Origin of the sequence: Psychrobacter sp. Choline-02u-9 (assembly GCF_002836505.1) — a bacterium.
Taxonomy (GTDB): Bacteria; Pseudomonadota; Gammaproteobacteria; order Pseudomonadales; family Moraxellaceae; genus Psychrobacter.
This window is the reverse complement of record NZ_PJBF01000057.1, coordinates 72,707-93,894: the sequence shown is the minus strand read 5'-3', so window position 1 is coordinate 93,894 and position 21,188 is coordinate 72,707. Positions and strand designations below refer to the sequence as shown.

Sequence of the window (21,188 nt, the reverse complement as noted above, 5' to 3'; positions counted from 1 at the left end):
GTTTAACTTTTGTGTCAACCCGTTTTATTAATGTTTTTAATCTTATTTTAGAAGATGAGTAAATCTTTATTTCTTTCAATGAGTTATGATTTAGTTAATTTCAATAAGCCTAAAGACTATCTATAAATGTGCTATTTACTATACTTTCTAACATTAAAAACGTTTAGCTTTACTAGATAGTTACCTCGTATTATTTTTGAGCTTTATCGTCTATTAGTGCAACCATTTCTCTATTTCCATTTTATAACTTACCCATCTTTTCAAAAAACGATTTATACGCAGCGACTTTCTTATCCAACGATAGTGGATAAGCACGTGAGGTTGAAGGTAATCTATATAAGATTAGATTATTCACATCAGCTTTCTGGTTATCTTTACTCTGCCATTGATAAGGGTAATCCATACTTTGATTGGTTTTCGGATGCTTTGATTTGGCAATTGGCTCGTCTAATAACCCAAGCAGTACTTCGGTCGCCTTGCCTCCTGTCGTAAACAATGACTTTACCTTCGGCACTTGTGGCAAGATAACCTCTAAATCAACAGGTGTGACTACTGTTAGATTTTTATCCGAAGCATTACCCGTCTCACGGATGGCTTGCTTTACTGTCGGACAAGACGCAATGCCACGTTCAAACATAAAATCTCGAATGCGCTCAGGGTCAAAGCGCTTCTCATCGCCTATTCTAAAGTAGTCAGCATCATCAAAAAATACTCGACCATATATCCGCCACATATCATTATAAAAATTAGGATAATGAAAGCTCATCGCCCATTTATCAGCAGTCGGTGGAAACGTACCCATCATCATGACCGTGGCATTGGGTGGTAAGACAGGCTCAAAAGGATGGGTTTCGAGCTCTGTGGCTTTGTCATTAGACAATTTCGATTCAGTATCAGTGGTTTTTTGAGTGCTTGGTGTTTTTATAGTCATGATATTCTTCATCAGAAAAGCGGTTTTTTTGGTATCATAGCAAGTCTAAACACTACCTCACTTGTAATCACGCTATATAGCCAAACTTAGTCGGTTCAATCAGTTGACTTAAATAGCGCGATATCTTTTTACTTGGCCTGAATTGCTTAGGCTTTGATGGCAGCTGTGAACGCAAATATTGTCATTGCGATAAATGAGCACTGTCGTAAAGTAGTTAATTAGCTTGATTGTGAAGGATTTAACTTTACTATTTATGAGCTAAAGATATGGTTAAAGTGCGGTAAGTGTTTGTATCTTTTATACTAATAGCAACCGCAGTAACTGCGCAAGCATCAGACAAGAAACCAAGAGAGTACTTATGAGTGACTTAAACAGCGATTTAAAAATTACGGTAATCGATCATCCACTAGTCCGTCATAAACTCAGCCTTATGCGCGAAAAAGACTGTAGTACTTATAAATTTCGTACATTGACCAAAGAGCTTGCGCGCTTGATGGCTTATGAAGCAAGCCGTGACTTTGAAATCGAAACTTTCCCAATGGAAGGATGGTGTGGCGAGATCACTGGTGAGCAAATCATCGGTAAGACGGCGACGATCGTACCGATTTTACGCGCAGGTATCGGCATGCTTGATGGGGTGCTCGATTTGATCCCTACTGCTAAGATTTCTGTGGTCGGTCTACAACGTGATGAAGAAACGTTGCAGCCAGTCCCTTTCTTTGAAAAATTCGTGAGCCACATGGACAAACGTCCTGCACTTATCATTGATCCAATGCTAGCCACAGGCGGCTCAATGGTTGCGACCATCGAGATGCTAAAGAAAAATGGCTGTACTAATATTAAAGCATTGGTATTGGTGGCTGCACCTGAAGGCGTACGCTTGGTAAATGAAGCGCATCCTGACGTGACTATCTACACCGCTGCGCTAGACAGCCATTTGGATGAGCATGGTTACATCATCCCAGGTCTAGGCGATGCTGGTGATAAGATTTTTGGTAAGCAGTTATCGAATAGATAAGTCGCATTAGGGTAAATAAAGTCGTCATCAAAATTATAGCAACAGCAGATAGCATCAATAATAAGGACAGATCATGAACGTATTGATTACAGGAGCGAGCGCGGGTTTTGGTAAAGCGTTGGCAGAACGTTTGGTTGCTAACGGCCATCGCGTGATTGGTTGCGCCAGACGCCTTGATAAACTGAATGCCTTGGCAGAGACTTTAGGTGAGGCTTTTTTACCCGTGGTTATGGATGTGAGTGATACAGCTTCTATTCCGCAAATCATTGCTGACTTGCCTGATGATTTTAAACAAATCGATGTCTTGGTCAATAATGCAGGATTGGCACTGGGTACAGAGCCTGCTCACAAGGCCAGTCTTGATGACTGGATGCGTATGACTGATACCAATATCAAAGGCTTGATGGCATTGACCCATGCGGTCTTGCCAGCGATGGTCGCGCGCGATAATGGTTATATTATCAATGTCGGTTCGATAGCTGGTAGCTGGCCTTACTTTGGTGGCAATGTTTACGGCGCAACTAAAGCGTTTGTAAAACAGTTCAGCTTAAACTTGCGAGCAGATCTGATTGGTACCCAAGTGCGTGTGACCAATCTTGAACCTGGCAACGTTGCTGGCACTGAGTTTTCAAACGTGCGCTATCATGGTGACGATGACAAAGCTGCCAAGGTGTATGATGGCTTTAAAACTATGACAGGTGAAGATATTGGTGATATTTTGTTATGGTTGATTGAGTCGCCTGCTCATATTAACGTCAACCGCCTAGAAGTAATGCCAGTCGCCCAGACCTATAATGGACTGACGATTGCCAAGCAAGATTAATATTAACTGCTCGACTAGTTTTAGTGTCAATGTTGATTATCAATATAACACTTATCAACACCGAACCTGTTAGCGCATCTCATAAGATCGAAGCAATATAGAGTCATCTATATTGCTTTTTTTACATCTTCAATAGCTTGCTCATTGACCAAACGCAAATCCTGAAAGTCCAAAATCAGCACTTCGTTACGCAGACGTTCACTAGTGCGCTTATTATGACGTATGGCAAACCCCAATACTTGCTTACCAGTGATGGTTATCTGATTAATGATTAACCTTGACGTATTCACGGTCAGATTTTGTGCCAGATTATGAGACATTTTCTGAGTATTTATTATTGTCGTTGCCGGATTCACCGTCGTGGTTAACATCTTAGTCTGTCGTACACTTTTGGACATATCTCCTGCAAAAAACAATACTTGACCTAATGGTAAATACTGCGCATGGCGTACTAATTCTTGTCGGAACAATGCGGGCATATCTGTATTAAAACTGTCTTCTGTCTGCTGATAAAATGCGGTGAAGTTACGATGCAAATAACGCCCAAATACTGTGGTATTAATCCATTCTTGATAAACATCATCTGCCAATAACTGTTTGGTGAAAGCACTGGCATCAATTGTTACCTTCCTACTCAAAGTAGCAGACAACATCGACAGCAAAAGCGCCTTCGGACTGGTAAATATCTGCTGCTGCCATACTTGTGGATATAGGCTACTATCGAGTAATGGTAATGTTGATCTGCTCATGCGCTTATATCCTCAACGATCATTTTCAGTCCCTAAATAGCGTTGGTATCGTCTCACTGTTGACTTCTACCCTTAGCCAAATTCTATGCTATGGTCTGGTAACAGCTTCAATATAGCAGTCTTTTATTCGCGGTATAACTATTTTGTAGCTGTGTACTCTACCGCAATACTCTCTTAGCTAAATTGACCGAGACAGCTTGAAAAATCAAAGAGATATCACTCTATGAAAAAAGACCTCATACCCTTTCCTACTCCCTACCAGCTAAAGACCATTACTGTCCAAACAGCTGATGGAACGTTGCTGCCCGTCTCTGTTATTGGCAAAGGTAAACCTGTCCTACTAATGCACGCTTTTGGTATGGATGCGCGGCAATTTTTGCCATTTATTTTACCGCTCATTCAGCACTACTGTTTTTACTTGCCACATTTTAGAGGGTTTGGTTTGGCCAGTGACCTAACGTTGCCAACGTTTGATTTTATTGAGCAATATGCACAAGATACCCAAGATGTGTTTGAGTACGTGAGCAAAGAAACTGGCTTTGAGGCTTTTCCTGTTGCCGCGATATCGATGGGAGCATTGGTCATGTGGGCATATTTTCAGCGCTTTGGTACTCAGCGCGTCAGTCACTATCTGAACATTGATCAAGCACCGATTATTCATAATCAGCCAGACTGGCAAGGTGGCGGTGTATTCGGTACACGACAAACCGAATTGTTTGCGCAATTTACACAGTTAATTACTGACACTGCTCCTTATTTACAAGCCGAGCAAGTGGTCGACTTCCGTCACCTGCCCTATCGATTAAAAGTAAATTTATTAGACATGGAACGCTCTTTTTCTCTGCTCTCTGTCAGTCGCAAACCTTCGCAATTATTGGTAAAAGCCCTCAGCTATCGGGCACCGCACAAAATCTCATTGATGGAGCACGCGACATGGCAACACAAACTACGCTGCCTATCTGCGTATGTTGCACTGCCCTACGATTACCGCGACGTTTTGCCAACGGTCAATATTTCGACTACCTTACTGATTGGTGCGCGCTCGCAGTTATATAATGCAGAATGGCAACAGCGTTTGACCACTCTGCTGCCCAATGCGCACAGTATTATTTTGCCAACATCGGGCCATGCCGTGCCGATGGATGCACCTGTAGCATTTTATAAAGTATTGAAAGAATTTCTGAATGCTTAATTGTAAGTTTGCGATAATGCACAAAAAAAACGACCTCAACGGGTCGCTTTTTTGTGCGCTAAATTCAATCTAAATCATTGGCTAAGTATTAATCATTTAATGGCTTAATCAATTCGAATCGCAGAATTTCCTTACCATCGACCGTAACCGTTTCAGCAAACATCGCAAGCGGACGTGCCCACACGCCATATTCACCGTATAGGCAACGATATACCACTAGCGATTCTTCGGTTTCTGAATGCTGCGCCGTATGCAGTACTTGATACAAACTGCCTTTATAGTGGCGGTAAATGCCTTGGGGAATGGTTTTAGTCATAGCAAACTCCTACTATTAAAAAATGGCTGCTAATTATCGCTTCATAAAAAAGGTCGACAATTACTGCCGACCTCGCTCTTAATTATTTTTATAGATTATCTAAGCAACCGTCACTTTTGCATAGGCTTTCTTGCCTGCTTGAATTACAACCGTTTGACCTGAGGTCAAGCTAAAGCCAGCATTGACCTCTTCGCCATCGACTTTGACTGCATTGCGCTTGATCATGTCTTTTGCCGCTGCACTATTTTTAGCCAAACCTGCTTGGTTTAATACCTGTGTGATAAACAAGGCCTCTTGACCTTCTTCAAGCGTTAATGTTACTTCTGGCAAATCCACTGGTAGCTCGCCATCGGCTAAGACGTTACCAGCAGATTTGTGCGCATTAGCAGCGGCACCGGCATCATGGAAACGCTCGATTAACTCTTCGGCAAGGATACGTTTGATTTCTTGTGGATTACGGCCGTCTTTCATTTCACGCATCAAGCTTTCAACCTCTTCCATTGGCTTAAAGCTTAAGAACTCAAAGTAACGATGGATTAGCGTGTCCGGCATAGACAGGATTTTTTGATACATGGTGCCTGGTGCGTCGTAGATAGCGACATAGTTGCCCAGTGATTTGGACATTTTATTGACACCATCCAGCCCTTCTAAGATTGGCACAGTGATACAAACTTGTGGTTCTTGGCCATAACGGCCTTGCAAGGTACGACCCATTAGCAAGTTAAAGGTCTGATCGGTACCACCAAGCTCAACGTCTGCTTTTAGGGCGATAGAATCGTAGCCTTGTACTAACGGATAAAGAAACTCATGGATTGAGATGGGCGTTTGCGATGCATAGCGTTTTGAGAAGTCATCACGCTCAAGCATACGCGAGACGGTTTGCTGACTGGCAAGCTGAATCATGTCAGCAGCGCTCATGTCGTTGAACCACTCAGAGTTAAAGACCACGCGAGTCTTTTCTTTGTCCAAGATTTTAAATACTTGCTCAGCATAAGTCGTGGCGTTGGCTTTGATTTGCCCATCGGTCAATGGTGGACGCGTGCTGTTTTTGCCAGAAGGGTCACCAATCTTGGCGGTATAATCACCGATTAGAAAATAAATCTCATGACCCAAGTCCTGAAAATGCTTGAGCTTATTAATCAGTACTGTGTGACCCAAATGCAGATCTGGTGCGGTAGGATCAAAGCCTGCCTTGATACGTAGCGGACGATTGAGCTTTAGCTTAGCCACTAAATCATCTTCAGATAATATCTCTTGCGTACCGCGCTGAATAAGGGCCAGTTGTTCTTCTAGGGTGTAAGTTTGATGGGTCATGATGCTCTCTATATATCACTTTAATTGGGATTTTTATGAATGACGGTTACTGGCTCAACACCTTAGGAAGTTTAGAACCTCAAAAGGTCAGAAAAAATGCTAGAATTTGACGGATATACTAGCGTTTTTTAAGGTAAATTGCCATGACCAACCCCGCATCGATTGCTGATACTGACCATAATGCCCTCGCAGACTTGCTTATGAATAATGGTTTGGATAACCCTTCAGACGATATTGATGACTTGACCTCTAATAATTCGAACTATGCCACCCTAACTGATGCACTTGAGCAAACCGTATTTGAAAGCTTTGATAATGGCTTATATATTGGCATGATGTCTGGCACCAGTTTGGATGGTATGGATACTGTGCTTTGCCAGTTTAATCCTGAGGTGAGTAACGAAGAAAATACCCAACCGCCGATGCGACTGCTTGCAACCTATAGCCAAGATTTTCCGCCACGTCTGCGTGAAGTACTATTTGCATTATGTCAGCCGAATGGCGTGAATCAACTTGTACCAGAGGCTGATGAACCAAACAGTGAATTGGATTGGTTCGGCTGGGCAAGTCGCGCGTACGCTGAGTTCGCGAGTGAAGTGGTCAATACTTTATTGCAGCAATCAAATACCGATCCTGAGTCAGTGCTAGCGATTGGCTGTCATGGCCAGACCGTACGTCATCGCCCACAAATGGGATTCACGTTGCAATTAGTCGATGCCAATATCATCGCTGAGCGCACAGGCATCAGCGTGGTCAGTGATTTCCGACGTCGTGACATGGCAGTTGGTGGTCAAGGCGCACCGTTAGTACCTGCGTTTCATCAGGCATTATTTGCCAACCCTGATAGCACACGTGTGCTATTAAACTTGGGCGGTATTGCCAATATAACCGTCTTGCCAGCCAGTGAAAAAGATCAAGTTGTTGGTTACGATACTGGACCTGCCAACTTATTGTTGGATGCATGGACCTCGTTGCATACCGATAATGCTTATGACGCAGGTGGTGCTTGGGCGCATTCTGGCACCATCATTGAGTTATTATTACAGCAACTTTTGGCACATCCATTTTTTGCTCAGTCTCATCCAAAAAGCACAGGTCGTGAGGACTTTAACTTAACTTGGTTGCAAAATGAGCTACAGGCTTTTGAACAAGCCAATGCTAACATCAGTTATTCAGCAGCCGATGTGCAAGCAACCTTGACTGAGCTAACGGCTATCAGTGCCAGTACGCAAATTAATATGTTTGTCAGTCATGCAAAAAACAGCTCGGTCTATGTTTGCGGTGGCGGTGCATTGAATGACTATTTAATGACACGCTTGCAAGCACATCTACCCCATTGCACAGTAAAAACCACTGAATATTTAGGACTTGCGCCAACGTGGGTCGAGGCCGTTGCTTTTGCATGGTTGGCTAGACAAACATTGATGGGTGAAACTGGTAATTTACCAGCGGTAACTGGTGCAAATAAAGGCGTGGTATTGGGTCAAGTATGTTTTGCCTGACCAGTTAAATTTTAGTTTACATACGTGCACCTATGTGTTTTATAATGACTTTTGAAACGCCATTCTCTTAGGACCTGTAAGTATAGGATATATCGCATGAGCCAGAATAGTAGTTCACCTATCGACCAAGCCACCACTGATGACACAAATAATATGACTGCAGCGCCTGTACATAAATCGCGTCAAAAACCACCTCACTACGAGCGTTCTGATGATACGCGTGTGGTAGTCACAGGTATGGGCGCCATTACGCCGCTCGGTCTAGACGTCGATAGCTCATGGACCAAGTTGCTCAATGGCGAGAGTGGTATCTCACCGATTACACATTTCGATGCCACCGGCTACCGTGCGCAAATCGCAGGCGTGATCAAAGACTTTGATGCCAAGCAATATATGAATGCCAAAGATGCGCGTCGCTATGATGAGTTCATGCATTATGGGGTTGCCGCTTCTGCTATGGCACTAAAGCACGCTGGTTTTATCAAGGAAGTCAGTGCTGCTGATGCGCCAGTACAAGGCGTTGACCAAGATCGCTTTGGTATCATTTTAGGTTCAGGTATTGGTGGTATCCAAACAATCGAAAACAGCCGTGATACCTTACACGAGAAAGGCGCGGGCAAAGTCTCACCTTTTATTATCCCAGGCTCTATCGTCAATATGGCCGCTGGACTGGTAGCGATTAAGCATAAGTTAAAAGGCCCAAACCTTGCGACATCGACGGCTTGTACCACGGCGACTCATGCCATGGGGCTTGCCGCTCGTTTGATCGCTTATGGTGATGCCGATGTCATGCTGGCAGGCGGTAGTGAAAAAGGCTCTAGCCCACTTGGTATAGCTGGCTTCAGTGCTATGCACGCACTCTCTACTCACAACGATGAGCCAACTAAAGCCTCACGTCCGTTTGATAAAGGTCGTGACGGTTTTGTCCTTGGTGATGGTGCTGGAGTAGTGGTATTAGAAAGCCTTGCCCATGCCAAAGCGCGCGGTGCAACGATATTGGCAGAGCTAGTCGGGTTTGGTATGAGTGATGACGCCAGTCATATTACTGCGCCACCAGAAGACGGTAGCGGTGCGGCAAGAGCGATGCAAAATGCGCTAAACGATGCTGGTATCGAGTCATCAAGCGTCGGTTATGTCAACGCTCATGGCACTAGTACTCCTGCTGGTGATGTTGCTGAGTCTATTGCTATCGAAACTGTTTTTTCTCCTGTAAAAGACAGCATCTTAGTTAGCTCAACCAAATCGATGACCGGTCACTTACTTGGTGCCGCTGGCGGAGTTGAAGCTATCTTTACAGTACTAGCGCTACAGCATCAGCATGTGCCGCCTACGATCAATCTAGATGATATCGAAGACAACTGTAACCTTGATTATGTGGCTAATCAATCACGCAAAGTTGATAACCTGCAGTATGCAGTATCCAACAGCTTTGGCTTTGGTGGTACCAATGGCTCATTGGTATTTGCTCGCTGGCCTATCAGTCAATAATAGCCATCCAGCTACAGCGCAGCGCATGGTAATGAATGCGTTGTAACGTTGGTGTCAGATTTGCTACGTTTGTCCACTTGCAGCCCCTTATCGTACTTGCGTATGATAAGGGGTAATTTTTGGAACATTTATGGACGATACCATGTCAAGCTACTCATTTTCCCATCAGTTTTATCAACGCTGGACGTGTGCGCCTGAGCCAGTACGCGCAGCGATTACCCAAGAACTAAAAGACATCACTACCCTGCTACAACCTGACACCTCATTTGAAGACTTCACTTTTAATACTCATGATTTAGATGCGCATGTAGACGAGCTATATGACAACTACAATGCAGAACAAGCCATTGCTAAAGCGATCACGGACAAACAAGAGAAAGAAGTCGCGGCCGCTGCAAAACAAAAGCTAGAAGACGAGCAGAAGAAAAAAGAAGCAGAAGAAGCCACACGCAAGGCAGAAGCAACTCAAAAAGAACAAGAAAAAAATACGCAGTCAGCGTTAAAGACAGACAACGACAAAAAACTGGCTGCTACCGACGTAGCTAAAGTAAACACAGATAAAGTCGTGGCAGATAGCGCTGTTACTGACGATTTTGTTACTGATAATTCTAGTGCAAAGACTGAAAAAGACGCATCAGAAGTCGTAAATACTGAAGGCAATGCTAACGATAATAAAAATGCTGATAACAAAACCATTAGCGAACAGGCACATGCGCTTAGTAATAACCACATTAAAGATATTAATAACAAAGCCAGTGCCGCGATTAATTTGGTATTGAAAGACGCGAAGCTAGATGCGACACATCAACAGCTAATCCGCGAGCTAGAAACACAGGTCGATGACTATCTCAGTGAGCAAATGATGCTAATGTCTGAAAACCTAAAATCTTGGCTCCGTGCTGAGGTAACCCAACACTTCAGTGAACAGAATGACTCAACTACTAATAATGAAGCTGCTAAGAAAAGCATCCACTAACAGTGATTATTTTTCAGTGTTAGACGTATATTTAGCAACAGTCGCTCAGTAGTAAGTATTAAATAACGAACACTAAAAAGCCCCGTAAATAATTTACGGGGCTTTTTAGTACTTTTAGTTAATGTTTTGAGCTTGGTATTAAATGGCTTTGGTACGTTCAGTCAGCCATTCAAGCGCTGCACCTTCAACACGATCTTTTAGCTCTGCAAAGACTTGACTATGATAGTCATTTAACCAATCAATCTCGGTTTGATCCAACAACGATGGCTCAATCAGACGCGTATCGATTGGGCAGTAAGTGATGGTCTCAAAGTTCAAGAAATCACCAAACTCTGTCTCAGTAGGCTTGGCAACTGACGTATTCACCACCAAATTCTCAATACGAATACCCCATTTACCTTCGCGGTATAGGCCTGGCTCATTACTAGAAATCATACCGACCTTCATCGCGCGCTCTTTTGGCGTGCTTGCGCTATAGGCGATGACCTGTGGGCCTTCGTGTACGTTTAAGAAATAACCAACGCCGTGACCCGTACCATGACCATAGTCCATCTGTGCTTGCCACAATGGCGCACGGCAAATAGCATCGATCAACGGTGAGGCAATACCATCAGGGAAATGGGCACGAGCCAGCGCAATGTGGGCTTTTAACACAATCGTAAAGTCACGTTTATGCTCAGCAGCGACTTGTCCAATACCGACTACGCGAGTGATATCAGTCGTACCGTTTTGATATTGTGCACCTGAGTCAATCAGTAGCAATCCGCCTTCGCCCTCGACCACATCAAGGTAGCTGAATTTTTCTGGCGTTGCACGGTAATGTGGCAATGCGCCATTTTCATTAAAGCCTGCTATGGTTGGGAAGCTTGGCGAGACATAATACGGCTGACGACTGCGCACGTCTATCAGCATACTATCAACATCTAGTTCACTTAAACGCTCGCCGTTTGCTAGACGCTGCTCAAATGTCGCAAAAAATTCAGCTAAGGCAGCGCCATCTTGACGCATCGCTTCACACACATGATCGATATCTGCATCAGATTTTACAGATTTGAGTAATGTGCTAGGTGCCATTTGCTCAATAAAGCCAACATCGTCTGCCATTTTTGAGAGTGTACCTACTGCGACTTTGCTCGGATCTAACAATAATAAATCGTCTGGCGTCAATGCACTCAATGCCTCTTGCACAGCAGAATAATCAGCCAATGTGATACCGCTGTCTTTTAGACTCTGTGCAATATCTTCATTTACTTTATCAGTATCAACAAACAACGTTGCTTTGTCTGCGTCAATCAACATATGTGACAAGAATACCGGATTGTAATCAACATCAGCACCGCGCAAGTTCGTCAACCAAGCAATGTCATCTAAGCTTGAAAGTAAATGATGGGTCGCACCTGCTTCTGCCATGCCTTCGCGTACTGCTGCAAGCTTTGAGGTGGCAGACTGAGCAAGGAATTGCTCATCGTGAGCATATAATTTGGCCGCTGGTAGTGCTGGACGATCTGTCCAAATCTCTGTCAGCACATCACGCTCAGTGATCAAAGTAATATCATTGGCATCAAAGGCATTTAGCAGGCGATCTTGCTCAGCGATAGATAAAACATTACCGTCCACTGCTACGCTATCCCCTTCTTGCAAATGATCGGCTAGCCAATCGATATGATTTGGCTGACCTGGCGCAAGCTTTTCTAAAGTAATACCTGTGCCTTCTAACTGGTCAGCAGCATGTACCCAATAACGGCTATCCGTCCATAGACCTGCAAAGTCAGCAGTCACAACCAGCGTGCCGACAGAACCGGTAAACCCTGATAGCCATAAGCGTGCTTGCCAGTATTCTGGTAGGTATTCAGATAAATGTGGATCAGCAGAAGGTACGATAATTGCGGTGAGATCTTGCGCGGCTAAGGTGCTGCGTAAATTAGCAATACGTTCGTGAATGGCTTGTTTATTCATTGAATGTGTCCTTATAGAAGTTATAAAAATATGATGATGGAGCGATTATCTACAATCGTCTTGTTCTAATAGTCGTCTTGTTTGAGTTGTTGATACCGCTTTAGTTTTAATAAGATATTTATTATCGATAGCAATTATTCAAGCAAACAGTCTACTTATTTAGCTATCTAACTGTGTTTTCGTTGATAACTGCATCCGCTTATTGAGAGTAGAAAATTGAAATTAATATTGCGTCACCGGGGTTTACGGTGCCCTATCATTAGATGTTTGGGCGGATAATAAGCTTTCAATAGCTTGTGCTAAATATCCCACCAACTAAAACAATAAAACGTGCTACCAGTAATGGTAACACGTCTCATCATGTGTCACTTGTGCTGTTGTTAATCACAAATGTACATCAGACTATTTTATTGCTTGGCCAGTTGTTTTTCACGCTCGCTTTCTTTAAGCATTTTATTGATAGGTTTTGCTAGTATCAATAATAATACAGCGGTCACTACCAAGAAGATGGTCATGGTTGTGAACAGACCTGGTAACCCTTCGATTTTGTCAGCTGATACATGCCCACCGAAGAAGGCGGCAACCAAGTTACCCATAGCGATAGAAGCAAAGAATAGCCCCATCATTTGACCTTGCATACCTTCTGGCGCCAGCTTAGTCATGGCAGACAAACCAACTGGGCTTAATGCTAACTCACCTAGCGTCAATAATAATAAACTACCTACCAACCATAGCGGCGATGCCAAGCCAGCACCAGGTGCTAAAATGCTTTTTGAAGCAAAAATCATCAAGGCGAAACCTGCGGCTGCCAGTAGCATACCGAGTGCAAACTTAGCCATACTGCTAGGCTCAAGACCGCGGTTACCAAGCTTGACCCAGATGATGCTAATGATAGGTGCCAATATCAAAATAAATAGCGGGTTCAATGACTGGAACCAAATACTCGGTATCTCAAACCCTAAAACGTTCAGGTCGGTATAACGATCGGCAAATAAGTTAAAAGACGTTGGCTGCTGCTCAAAACTTGACCAAAACAGCGTCGAACCAATGATTAAGACAAAACAAATTAATAAGCGTAGTTTGTCCGTCTTATCCAATCGCGGTGAGATAAACATAATAGCGAAATATAAGATAACCACCGCAGCAATGATGTACGTCATATACTCTGCAACCATCTCAGGATTAAACGATATCATGCCAGTAGACACTAGTAGCACTGCGGCTACTAGCAACGCAACGAAACCACCAACCCAGCGACCGATGTTTTTGTAATGGTCGTTAGATTTTTCCCACTCAGCAGAAATACCTTTGGCGCGTGCATAACGCGTTAAGTTCTTTTGCGCGACAAAACGATAAATCAGTAATGATACCAGCATACCCAAACCACCAACGCCAAAGCCGACATGCCACATGCCTTTTTCTTTGAATACGCCAACGATAAGTGCTGCTAATAACGCACCGATGTTAATGCCCATATAAAACAAGGTAAAACCGCCATCACGGCGAGAGTCGCCTTTGGGGTATAAGGCGCCAACCATCACTGAGATACAGGTCTTAAATAACCCTGAGCCCAAGACAATACAGATTAAACCAACAAAGAACAGCGTCATGCCAAACATCGCTGAAAGCGCGATACACAAGTGACCAAGGGCAATAATAATACTACCCCACCATAACGCCCGCTCTTGACCCAGCCAATTATCTGCCAGCCAACCACCTGGTACTGCTGCTAAGTATAACGAACCCGCAAAAATACCATAAATAGCAGAGGCAGTGACTTCATCGAAGCCAAAACCGCCACTGCTCACTGTTGCCACCATAAATAAAACCAATAGTGGACGAATACTATAATAGGAGAATCGCTCCCACATTTCGGTAAAAAACAATGAGCGTAAGGGCGCAGGATGTCCCATAAAGCCATTGTCTAGTGCTTCTAGCTCTGCTGCACTAGCCCCCGATTTTGTTTCTGTGCCCATAACTTTATTCCTTTAAAGATCATATTTGTAATGACCAAACCCCTGATTATCCAGATGGACGGTCATATAGGCGGAACATTGTTTCACTTGGTTATAATCAAGTAAAGAAAAAATTGGTCAAAAATTACACAAATACCCATAAAAAAAGCCCGCTCTCAATGGTTGAGAACGGACTCTTCTTATAGGTATCTAAGACAGTAATATTATGCTTATAGCACTGTTGATACAGACTTCATAATGCAGCTCATTTAACAATCGAGTAGCACTATTTTAGATCAGTTACATAGTCATACTACAGCTTACTGTGCTGCGGCCTCATCAGTAGCGTCGCCAGCATTCCCAGCATCTACATCACCATCCGCTTGCTCAGCTGTCAAATCAGCATCGGCAACAGCGGCTTGGCTTACAGTACCAGATGCCGTTGCTGTACCAGCTTCTGCGGTGACAACTGCACTATCCGCATCTGCCGCTGGTGTTACGGTTGCATCTGCTGCAGTATCAGGCGCTGTAGCATCTGACGCTTCTTCTGTTGTTGCAGTTTCTGCATCGGCTGGAGCCGCTTCTTCTTCAGTAGCAGTAGCTTCTGCTTCATCTGCCGCAGCTGATGCTTCAGTTGTCTCAGCAGTGATATGCTCGCCTGCTGGACGCAAAAATGCAGAAACACCAATAAGTAAGACAATACCTAAGAACATGGCAATGCCACCTAAAGCGAATAACAGCTCTTTTTTTGGATTGTTATTAACGATACCTTCTGACATACCTTATCCACCTTGCACAAAATATTTGAAATATTGACCTATTATATCGCAATTTATACTGATTTGTGAAAACCCTTAAGTATTTAAAGGGTTTATTATCCACAATTTAACTATTCTTTTTTGGCACTTGTGACAGCTAACTACTTAATCAGTTATCTATTATTCGCTATCAACACATCTTACTTAACAATACTACTTAACCAAACGTACTGGAGCCTTCGTACGTTTACCCAAATAGCTGAGTATTAGTAACAGTGTCATGATAAACAAAATAGGATATTGACCAAAGCGCATGAATGGCGTATTGCCAACTCGTGCCTGAATATCACCGCGCAATACAGTACGTTCAAACTGCGGTGCACGTTCTACGATACGACCTTTGTGGTCAATGATAGCTGTCACACCTGTGTTGGTCGCTCGCATAAACCAGCGACCGTTTTCGAGCGCGCGCATCTGTACCATCTGTAGATGCTGTAGTGGGCCTGCCGACGTACCAAACCAAGCATCGTTTGAGATGGTTAACAAGAAGTCCGTACCAATCGCGTTTTTGCGCGTGGTATCTGGATAGGCCACTTCGTAACAGATGGCTGCACCTAGATTGTGCCCTCGAACACGCAACGGTGACTGCTGATCACTGCCGCGACTATAGCTCATAATATCTTGGCTACCTGCTAGGTTTGGCAGAATATCGAGCACGCCTTGGAATGGAATATATTCTCCAAATGGCACTAGACGTTGCTTTTTATAAAGCCCTTCTGCCTGTGCCCCTAGCGCTACCACGCTATTGTAGAACGGCGGATATTTATCTGTACTGGCATCAAACGCTGCTTCATCCTTATAAGGAATACCTGTCACCCATGTCGTATCAGTCTCTTTGGCCATCGCGACCATTTCACTGATAAACCCAACAGCTTCTGTCTGAAACATAGGAATCGACGATTCAGGCCACAGCACGATGTCACGTCCCCACTCGTCACGAGTCAACGTTGCATAGATTTTTAACGTTTCAATCTGATATTCGGTGAGCCATTTTAGGTCTTGTGGGATATTACCCTGAATCAAAGATACCGATAAATCAGGAGTGCCTTTTGGCTTGGTCCACTGCGGGTTGATCAACCATAGCGTGCTACTAATGATTAGCAATGCTATCGATGGAATTATATAACCACCGCGGCGACGCAATAGTTCAACAATACTGGCAGCCAATAATACCGCTACGAAAGAAACCGCAAAGACACCAGCCACAGGCGCAAGCGAAGACAGCCAATACTGTTCAGTAAACGCGTAACCGACAAATAGCCAAGGAAAACCAGTAAACAACCAAGTTTTCATCCACTCTTGAAGTATCCACAGGGCAGCAAAAGATAAAGGCTGCTTGCCAACTACACGATTAAAGATTAGCGCCAAAAAGCCATGGAACAAGCCCATGCCTAGACCCATGAGCGCAATCATAATCAAAGCAAGCCATGCGGGTGTATCACCATAAACGTGTATCGAGGTGTATAGCCAAAATGCGCCAACACACCACAGCCCTGTACCGTACGCTTGACCAATTAGAAAGGCGCGGCGACCTGTCATCGCTGGTACCAATAACGCATATAAGATGGCAGGTGATACTAAGGCAACTGGCCAAATACCATAAGGCGCGAGCGCGAGTATAAAAGCTGCCCCTGCCAGCCAAGCTATTAGTACCGTCAACCCCATATGTAAACCTTTTGGCTTATCGGGGTTCAGACGTTTTTGCAAATCAACAGTAGACAGACGCATAGCAGTTATCCAAAACCATATTTTCTAAAATTTCTCAGCTAAGCGATGAGATAACACTCACGCAAAACCTGACTGCATAATGCTTTATGCAGGGCCACAAATAAAACCCACCCATGATACCAGTCAAAACCTACAAGTGGGTAAATTTGCGTAGCTAAAACCTCATTCTAAAGTTCAAAAGGCAGAAAGCAAAAAACACGATTTTTCATCGTGTTTTTATGAAACTTGCTAGAAATAAGCTTGCCTGAAACTGTATTAATTAGGCATTTGGTATAGCCCTATAGAAAAGCTAGTGGCTGCCTATCAATATCTGTTGCTCGGCATTGGTTTTGGTCAGCTCTAGATTTTGGATAAATCGCCCTTCTACGTCAGTAATAGTAATTTTCCAATCATCTATCACGACGCTCTCGCCTTCTAAATCACCAACGAAGCCAAGTGCTTGCATGACCAGACCGCCCATCGTATCGACATCAGTATCGTCAAAACGACTACCCAGCTCATCATTACAGTCTTCAATTACTGTAGACGCTTGGACACGCCATGTGTTTGGCTTTTCTGGATCAGGGACGATGTTATTGATATCGCTGTCTTCATCAAAGTCATCATGCTCATCGACGATGTCGCCAACGATTTCTTCTAACAAATCTTCCATGGTGACCACACCACCAAAGTTACCAAACTCATCAACGACAATCGCCATATGCACTTGGGTGCGCTGCAATGAGCGTAGCAAGGTATCAGAACGAGCCGTCTCACTGATATATAACGGCTGGCGCACCAAGTCTCTGAGACGCTTACTGTCAATTTTGTCTTCTTGGTTGCGAACCATATGTACCAGAATCGGAATCAAGTCTTTTGCCAATAAGATACCGATGACGGCGTCATCATCTTGGCTGTCAAAAACAGGATAGCGCGAGTGGGTGGTCTCAAGAATGATATCCATCACTTCGGCAAGGCTGGTGCTCTCGTGCAGACCAATCACTTGCGGACGCGGTGTCATGATTTCGCGGACTTGTGTCGCAGGCAAATCGAGCACGCCTTCTAACATATCGACCGTATCAGGCTCTAAAAACTGGCGCGAGTCTTGTACCAGACGAATCAATTCATCACGGGTTTCGGGGGCGGTCGATAGCCAGCGTTTTAAGCCGCGCATCGACCAACTACTCGGGCTGGGAGTGTCGTCAGACATGGTGGTGTGATTTAACCTCTTTAGTTAATAAAAATTAGAATAGTATTCAATAGAAAAACGAACAATACTCAATAAAAAAACAAGTAGAGCCTAGATGGGGATAAAAGTAGCAAATAAAATAGCTGGTTTGTTATTAATTACTGGATGAATAACAAATTTGCTAGTACAAATTAGCTTCACTTTATCGCAAGGCTCACCGACATTCAACGACAAATTCACTCAAATTGTATTGTCAGCGTGTTATAAACTTTGCTATGGTCAAAGCCTTTATTTATCAAAGCAAACCCTATGTCGCTACGTTCCGTTTTTTCTCACCTACTCTCGTCGAGTTCACGCAGTCGACTGTCAGACAGTCGTGGCTTAGAGAGCTGTGGTTTAGAGAACCTTGACTTAAAATGCGAAACATTAGAACGTAAACAGCCAAAGCCTACATGGCGCCAGCGTCTTGTGACTTTTTTAATTGCCGTTACGTTATTGTTATCAGCGCTATGGTTATTACTCGCGATTTGGTATCAGTACGGCGTCAGCTCAGTATTGACTTGGCTTGCGACAATAGTGATTGTAGGTATATTAGCTACGCTGCTAAGTACACGTTACTGGGATGCCGTCACAAGAGTATTGCATAGTGACTCATTATCTAATAAAAAATCAATTGGTAAAGGCACAGCAACCAAGCTAATTATCGGCGTATATAGCGCTATTTGGCTCATAGGTTTAGGTTGGTTTTTTTCTATCGAACCGCAACAAGATCGAGAATGGATGGCTGAAGTCGACCAGCGAGTCTCCTATGAGCGCGATGCGAACAACCCTGATTTGATTACTTTAACCAATGTTCGTAACTTTGATTGGCAAACTGAAGAAGACGCTACCGAGCATTGGGATACCCGTACGATTGATTTGTCTAAACTCTCTGGCGTTGATGTGACCAATTCTTATTGGATGGGACCGCTAATCGCTCATACTTTAGTTAGCTTTCGATTTGAAGATGATAGACCACTTGCCTTCTCATTTGAAATACGTAAAGAAGACGGCGAGTCTTTTTCAACGCTTGCTGGGTTTTTTCGACGTTATGAGCTGAGCCTGATTGCCGCAGAAGAGCGCGACATCATCTATACCCGTAGCAATGCGCGCGGCGAGCAGGTTTATCTGTTTCCTATTAGCAATTTGCAACAGCATGAATTGAGGTCGCTATTTGAATCTTATCTAACGGCGGCTGATGATTTGAACGCTAAACCTGCTTGGTACAATACATTAACCAGCAACTGTACCAATATCATCTTTTATATGGCGCGTATCGTTAGTGGCGATCGCTTGCCATGGGATTATCGGATTTGGGTCTCTGGTTGGTTACCAAACTATCTATATGATGTAGGCATGTTGGATGCGGCACCCGAAAAGGACAACCAACCTTGGTCAATGAACACGTGGTATGAGCGCACTCATATCAACCCAAAGGCAAAAGGCTTTGATAATCAAGTCAACTCACAGTTTGATACCGATAGAGATAAAAACAGCCGTAAATTCTCACAGCAGATTCGTCAAGACATTCCGATACCAGCATTGGCTAACTCGCAAGCAAGTGCTGAAGCAAAGGCCAAGTCTACTGCTCAGGCATCTAACTAACTGTAGACTAAGGATTAACCCAGTTAACCACCCGTGTCTCCATTTCTTCATCAGACATACCGATTTCCGTGACACAGCGACCAGCGACGCCCACGTTGGCCGCTCGCATCTGTTGTTGTGTCAACACAGCATCCCCAGTCAATAATAAATGCCAACTTGGTAAGTCCTGCCCTTTATACAGACGCTTATAAGCGCAGTGCGATGGTAGCCACATCATCTTGGGCAAGTTGTCCATAGTCAGCTGAATACAGTCTGGCACGTGCTCTTGCCGCGTTGCATAGTGACTGCAATATCCCGTCGCGCAGTCCATCAACTGGCAGGTGACATCGGTATATTCGACCATCTCCTCATCCACATTGCCACTTTCATCTTCATCGATATACTTAATCAAGCAACAACTGCCGCAACCATCACACAGTGCTTCCCACTCGCTATGGTTTAGTTCTGTTAACGCAAATCGCGACCAAAACTGCGGACGTAGTGGCTCAGACTTAGAACTAGCATTAGAATCGACATCGGTACTATCAGGGAACAAACTTACCGATTGCGCAGGCTTGGCCGCTGCATCGAGACCTAAGTTCAAGTCAGATTGGTCATTATTTTTGTTTAACAAATTTATAGTCATAAAGTCGCAGTAGCATTTTGATAAAGAGCGTTACAGTATTATAGCTGTTTTTGCTAGACATGGGCGTTAAGGTAGTACGAGTTAGAAAAACGAACCATCACAATGACGAATAATTAAAACTCACAACATAAAAAAGGACAATAATATGTCAATTAAGACGTTTGAATTAATCAGTACTACCGAGAACGGTGTAGAACTTATCAGTTATGTAGCATTACCAGAAAATGCTTCAGATGAAAATCCAGCAGCAGGTATCTTGGTTGCACCAGAATGGTGGGGTGTGGTCGATCATCCAAAATCAGTGGTTGAGCGTTTGGCAGAAGCGGGCTATGCAGCAGTCGCTATGGACGTTTACGGTGAAGGAAAACTAACTACTGATGCGGCGCAGGCAAACATGTGGATGGAACAAGTACTGGCCGATCAAGATATGCTAATGGCACGCTGCCGCTTAATCCTTAATGACTTCAGCGATCAGTTATCTGTCGATGGTGACAACCTAGGCGCAATCGGTTACTGCTTCGGCGGTAAAGTTGTACTAGATATGGCTCGTGAAGGCATGCCGCTAAAAGCGGTCGCCACGTTCCATGGTAACCCAACGCCAAAACAGCCAGCAGACAAAAACTTTGCAGCAAAAGTATTGGTTGCTCATGGCCGTGACGACTCAATGGTATCAATGGATGCTATCGAAGGTCTAAAATCAGAGCTAGATGCAGCCGATGTTGATTACACTATCGACGTTTATGACAATGCCAAACATGGCTTTACCAATCCGCATGCTGATGAGCGTGCAGCCAAAAATGAAGTAGATCTTGGCTACAATGAAGCTGCTGCTAAACAAAGCTGGGAAAACATGCTTGAGTTTATGAAAGCCAATTTAGCATAAAAAACGATTTGGTATAAAGACTATTAAAAAGGGTAGCTTAATTATTAAGCTACCCTTTTATTTTGAGTGTCATTCTAGCATTTGTCTTTTAGCCCAGTAATC

Annotated in this window: 18 protein-coding genes; 8 read left to right on the top strand and 10 right to left on the bottom strand. The window is 43.8% G+C overall.

Features of this window, described 5'->3' with window-relative positions; genetic code table 11:
- Positions 1–241 precede the first annotated feature (241 nt).
- Complete coding sequence (locus tag CXF69_RS10130; RefSeq protein WP_404944621.1) at positions 242–808, bottom strand: DNA glycosylase; 567 nt, start codon at positions 806–808, stop codon at positions 242–244.
- 481 nt (positions 809–1,289) lie between these two features.
- On the opposite strand from CXF69_RS10130, the gene upp reads away from it, so the two are divergent.
- Complete coding sequence (upp, locus tag CXF69_RS10125) at positions 1,290–1,949, top strand: uracil phosphoribosyltransferase (protein WP_057761878.1); 660 nt, start codon at positions 1,290–1,292, stop codon at positions 1,947–1,949.
- A 73-nt stretch (positions 1,950–2,022) separates the two neighbouring features.
- Positions 2,023–2,772: an SDR family NAD(P)-dependent oxidoreductase gene (locus CXF69_RS10120; RefSeq protein WP_101204924.1), complete on the top strand. Its 750-nt coding sequence runs from the start codon at positions 2,023–2,025 to the stop codon at positions 2,770–2,772.
- A gap of 107 nt (positions 2,773–2,879) precedes the next feature.
- Here the strand turns inward: CXF69_RS10120 and CXF69_RS10115 are convergent, their stop codons facing one another.
- Positions 2,880–3,521 (bottom strand): hypothetical protein, encoded by a 642-nt coding sequence (locus CXF69_RS10115; protein WP_227522899.1) that lies wholly within the window; start codon positions 3,519–3,521, stop codon positions 2,880–2,882.
- 223 nt (positions 3,522–3,744) lie between these two features.
- Between CXF69_RS10115 and CXF69_RS10110 the strand changes: the two genes are divergently transcribed.
- Positions 3,745–4,713, top strand: coding sequence for an alpha/beta fold hydrolase (locus tag CXF69_RS10110; RefSeq protein ID WP_101204923.1), 969 nt, complete (start codon positions 3,745–3,747; stop codon positions 4,711–4,713).
- A gap of 88 nt (positions 4,714–4,801) precedes the next feature.
- Here CXF69_RS10110 and CXF69_RS10105 read toward each other — a convergent pair whose 3' ends face one another.
- Complete coding sequence (locus tag CXF69_RS10105) at positions 4,802–5,029, bottom strand: DUF1653 domain-containing protein (RefSeq protein WP_101204922.1); 228 nt, start codon at positions 5,027–5,029, stop codon at positions 4,802–4,804.
- A gap of 99 nt (positions 5,030–5,128) precedes the next feature.
- Positions 5,129–6,343 (bottom strand): tyrosine--tRNA ligase, encoded by a 1,215-nt coding sequence (tyrS, locus tag CXF69_RS10100; protein WP_101204921.1) that lies wholly within the window; start codon positions 6,341–6,343, stop codon positions 5,129–5,131.
- A 143-nt stretch (positions 6,344–6,486) separates the two neighbouring features.
- Between tyrS and CXF69_RS10095 the strand changes: the two genes are divergently transcribed.
- The 3 genes from CXF69_RS10095 (at position 6,487) to CXF69_RS10085 (ending at position 10,309) form a co-directional block, all read left to right on the top strand.
- Entirely contained in the window at positions 6,487–7,845 is a 1,359-nt protein-coding gene (locus CXF69_RS10095) for an anhydro-N-acetylmuramic acid kinase (RefSeq protein WP_101204920.1), read from the top strand.
- 153 nt (positions 7,846–7,998) lie between these two features.
- On the top strand, positions 7,999–9,333 hold the full coding sequence (gene fabF / locus CXF69_RS10090; protein WP_101204931.1) for a beta-ketoacyl-ACP synthase II: 1,335 nt from the start codon (positions 7,999–8,001) through the stop codon (positions 9,331–9,333).
- 130 nt (positions 9,334–9,463) lie between these two features.
- Entirely contained in the window at positions 9,464–10,309 is an 846-nt protein-coding gene (locus CXF69_RS10085) for a cell envelope integrity TolA family protein (RefSeq protein WP_101204919.1), read from the top strand.
- Between the two features lie 138 nt (positions 10,310–10,447).
- Here the strand turns inward: CXF69_RS10085 and CXF69_RS10080 are convergent, their stop codons facing one another.
- The 5 genes from CXF69_RS10080 to CXF69_RS10060 form a co-directional block, all read right to left on the bottom strand.
- Positions 10,448–12,265 carry an aminopeptidase P family protein gene (locus tag CXF69_RS10080; RefSeq protein ID WP_101204918.1) on the bottom strand — a complete coding sequence of 606 codons (1,818 nt, stop codon included), beginning with the start codon at positions 12,263–12,265 and terminating at the stop codon, positions 10,448–10,450.
- A gap of 407 nt (positions 12,266–12,672) precedes the next feature.
- On the bottom strand, positions 12,673–14,241 hold the full coding sequence (locus CXF69_RS10075; RefSeq protein ID WP_102078154.1) for a peptide MFS transporter: 1,569 nt from the start codon (positions 14,239–14,241) through the stop codon (positions 12,673–12,675).
- Between the two features lie 299 nt (positions 14,242–14,540).
- On the bottom strand, positions 14,541–14,999 hold the full coding sequence (locus tag CXF69_RS10070) for a hypothetical protein (RefSeq protein WP_102078155.1): 459 nt from the start codon (positions 14,997–14,999) through the stop codon (positions 14,541–14,543).
- 192 nt (positions 15,000–15,191) lie between these two features.
- On the bottom strand, positions 15,192–16,766 hold the full coding sequence (lnt, locus tag CXF69_RS10065; RefSeq protein WP_102078156.1) for an apolipoprotein N-acyltransferase: 1,575 nt from the start codon (positions 16,764–16,766) through the stop codon (positions 15,192–15,194).
- 289 nt (positions 16,767–17,055) lie between these two features.
- Positions 17,056–17,955 carry a CBS domain-containing protein gene (locus CXF69_RS10060; RefSeq protein WP_057761902.1) on the bottom strand — a complete coding sequence of 300 codons (900 nt, stop codon included), beginning with the start codon at positions 17,953–17,955 and terminating at the stop codon, positions 17,056–17,058.
- A 288-nt stretch (positions 17,956–18,243) separates the two neighbouring features.
- Between CXF69_RS10060 and CXF69_RS10055 the strand changes: the two genes are divergently transcribed.
- Positions 18,244–19,578, top strand: a complete 1,335-nt coding sequence (locus CXF69_RS10055; RefSeq protein ID WP_102078157.1) for an Lnb N-terminal periplasmic domain-containing protein — start codon at positions 18,244–18,246, stop codon at positions 19,576–19,578.
- A 7-nt stretch (positions 19,579–19,585) separates the two neighbouring features.
- On the opposite strand, the gene CXF69_RS10050 is transcribed toward CXF69_RS10055, so the two are convergent.
- On the bottom strand, positions 19,586–20,113 hold the full coding sequence (locus CXF69_RS10050) for a YcgN family cysteine cluster protein (RefSeq protein ID WP_228706771.1): 528 nt from the start codon (positions 20,111–20,113) through the stop codon (positions 19,586–19,588).
- Positions 20,114–20,348: 235 nt separating this feature from the next.
- Between CXF69_RS10050 and CXF69_RS10045 the strand changes: the two genes are divergently transcribed.
- Positions 20,349–21,086 carry a dienelactone hydrolase family protein gene (locus CXF69_RS10045; protein ID WP_102078159.1) on the top strand — a complete coding sequence of 246 codons (738 nt, stop codon included), beginning with the start codon at positions 20,349–20,351 and terminating at the stop codon, positions 21,084–21,086.
- Positions 21,087–21,188: the final 102 nt, after the last annotated feature.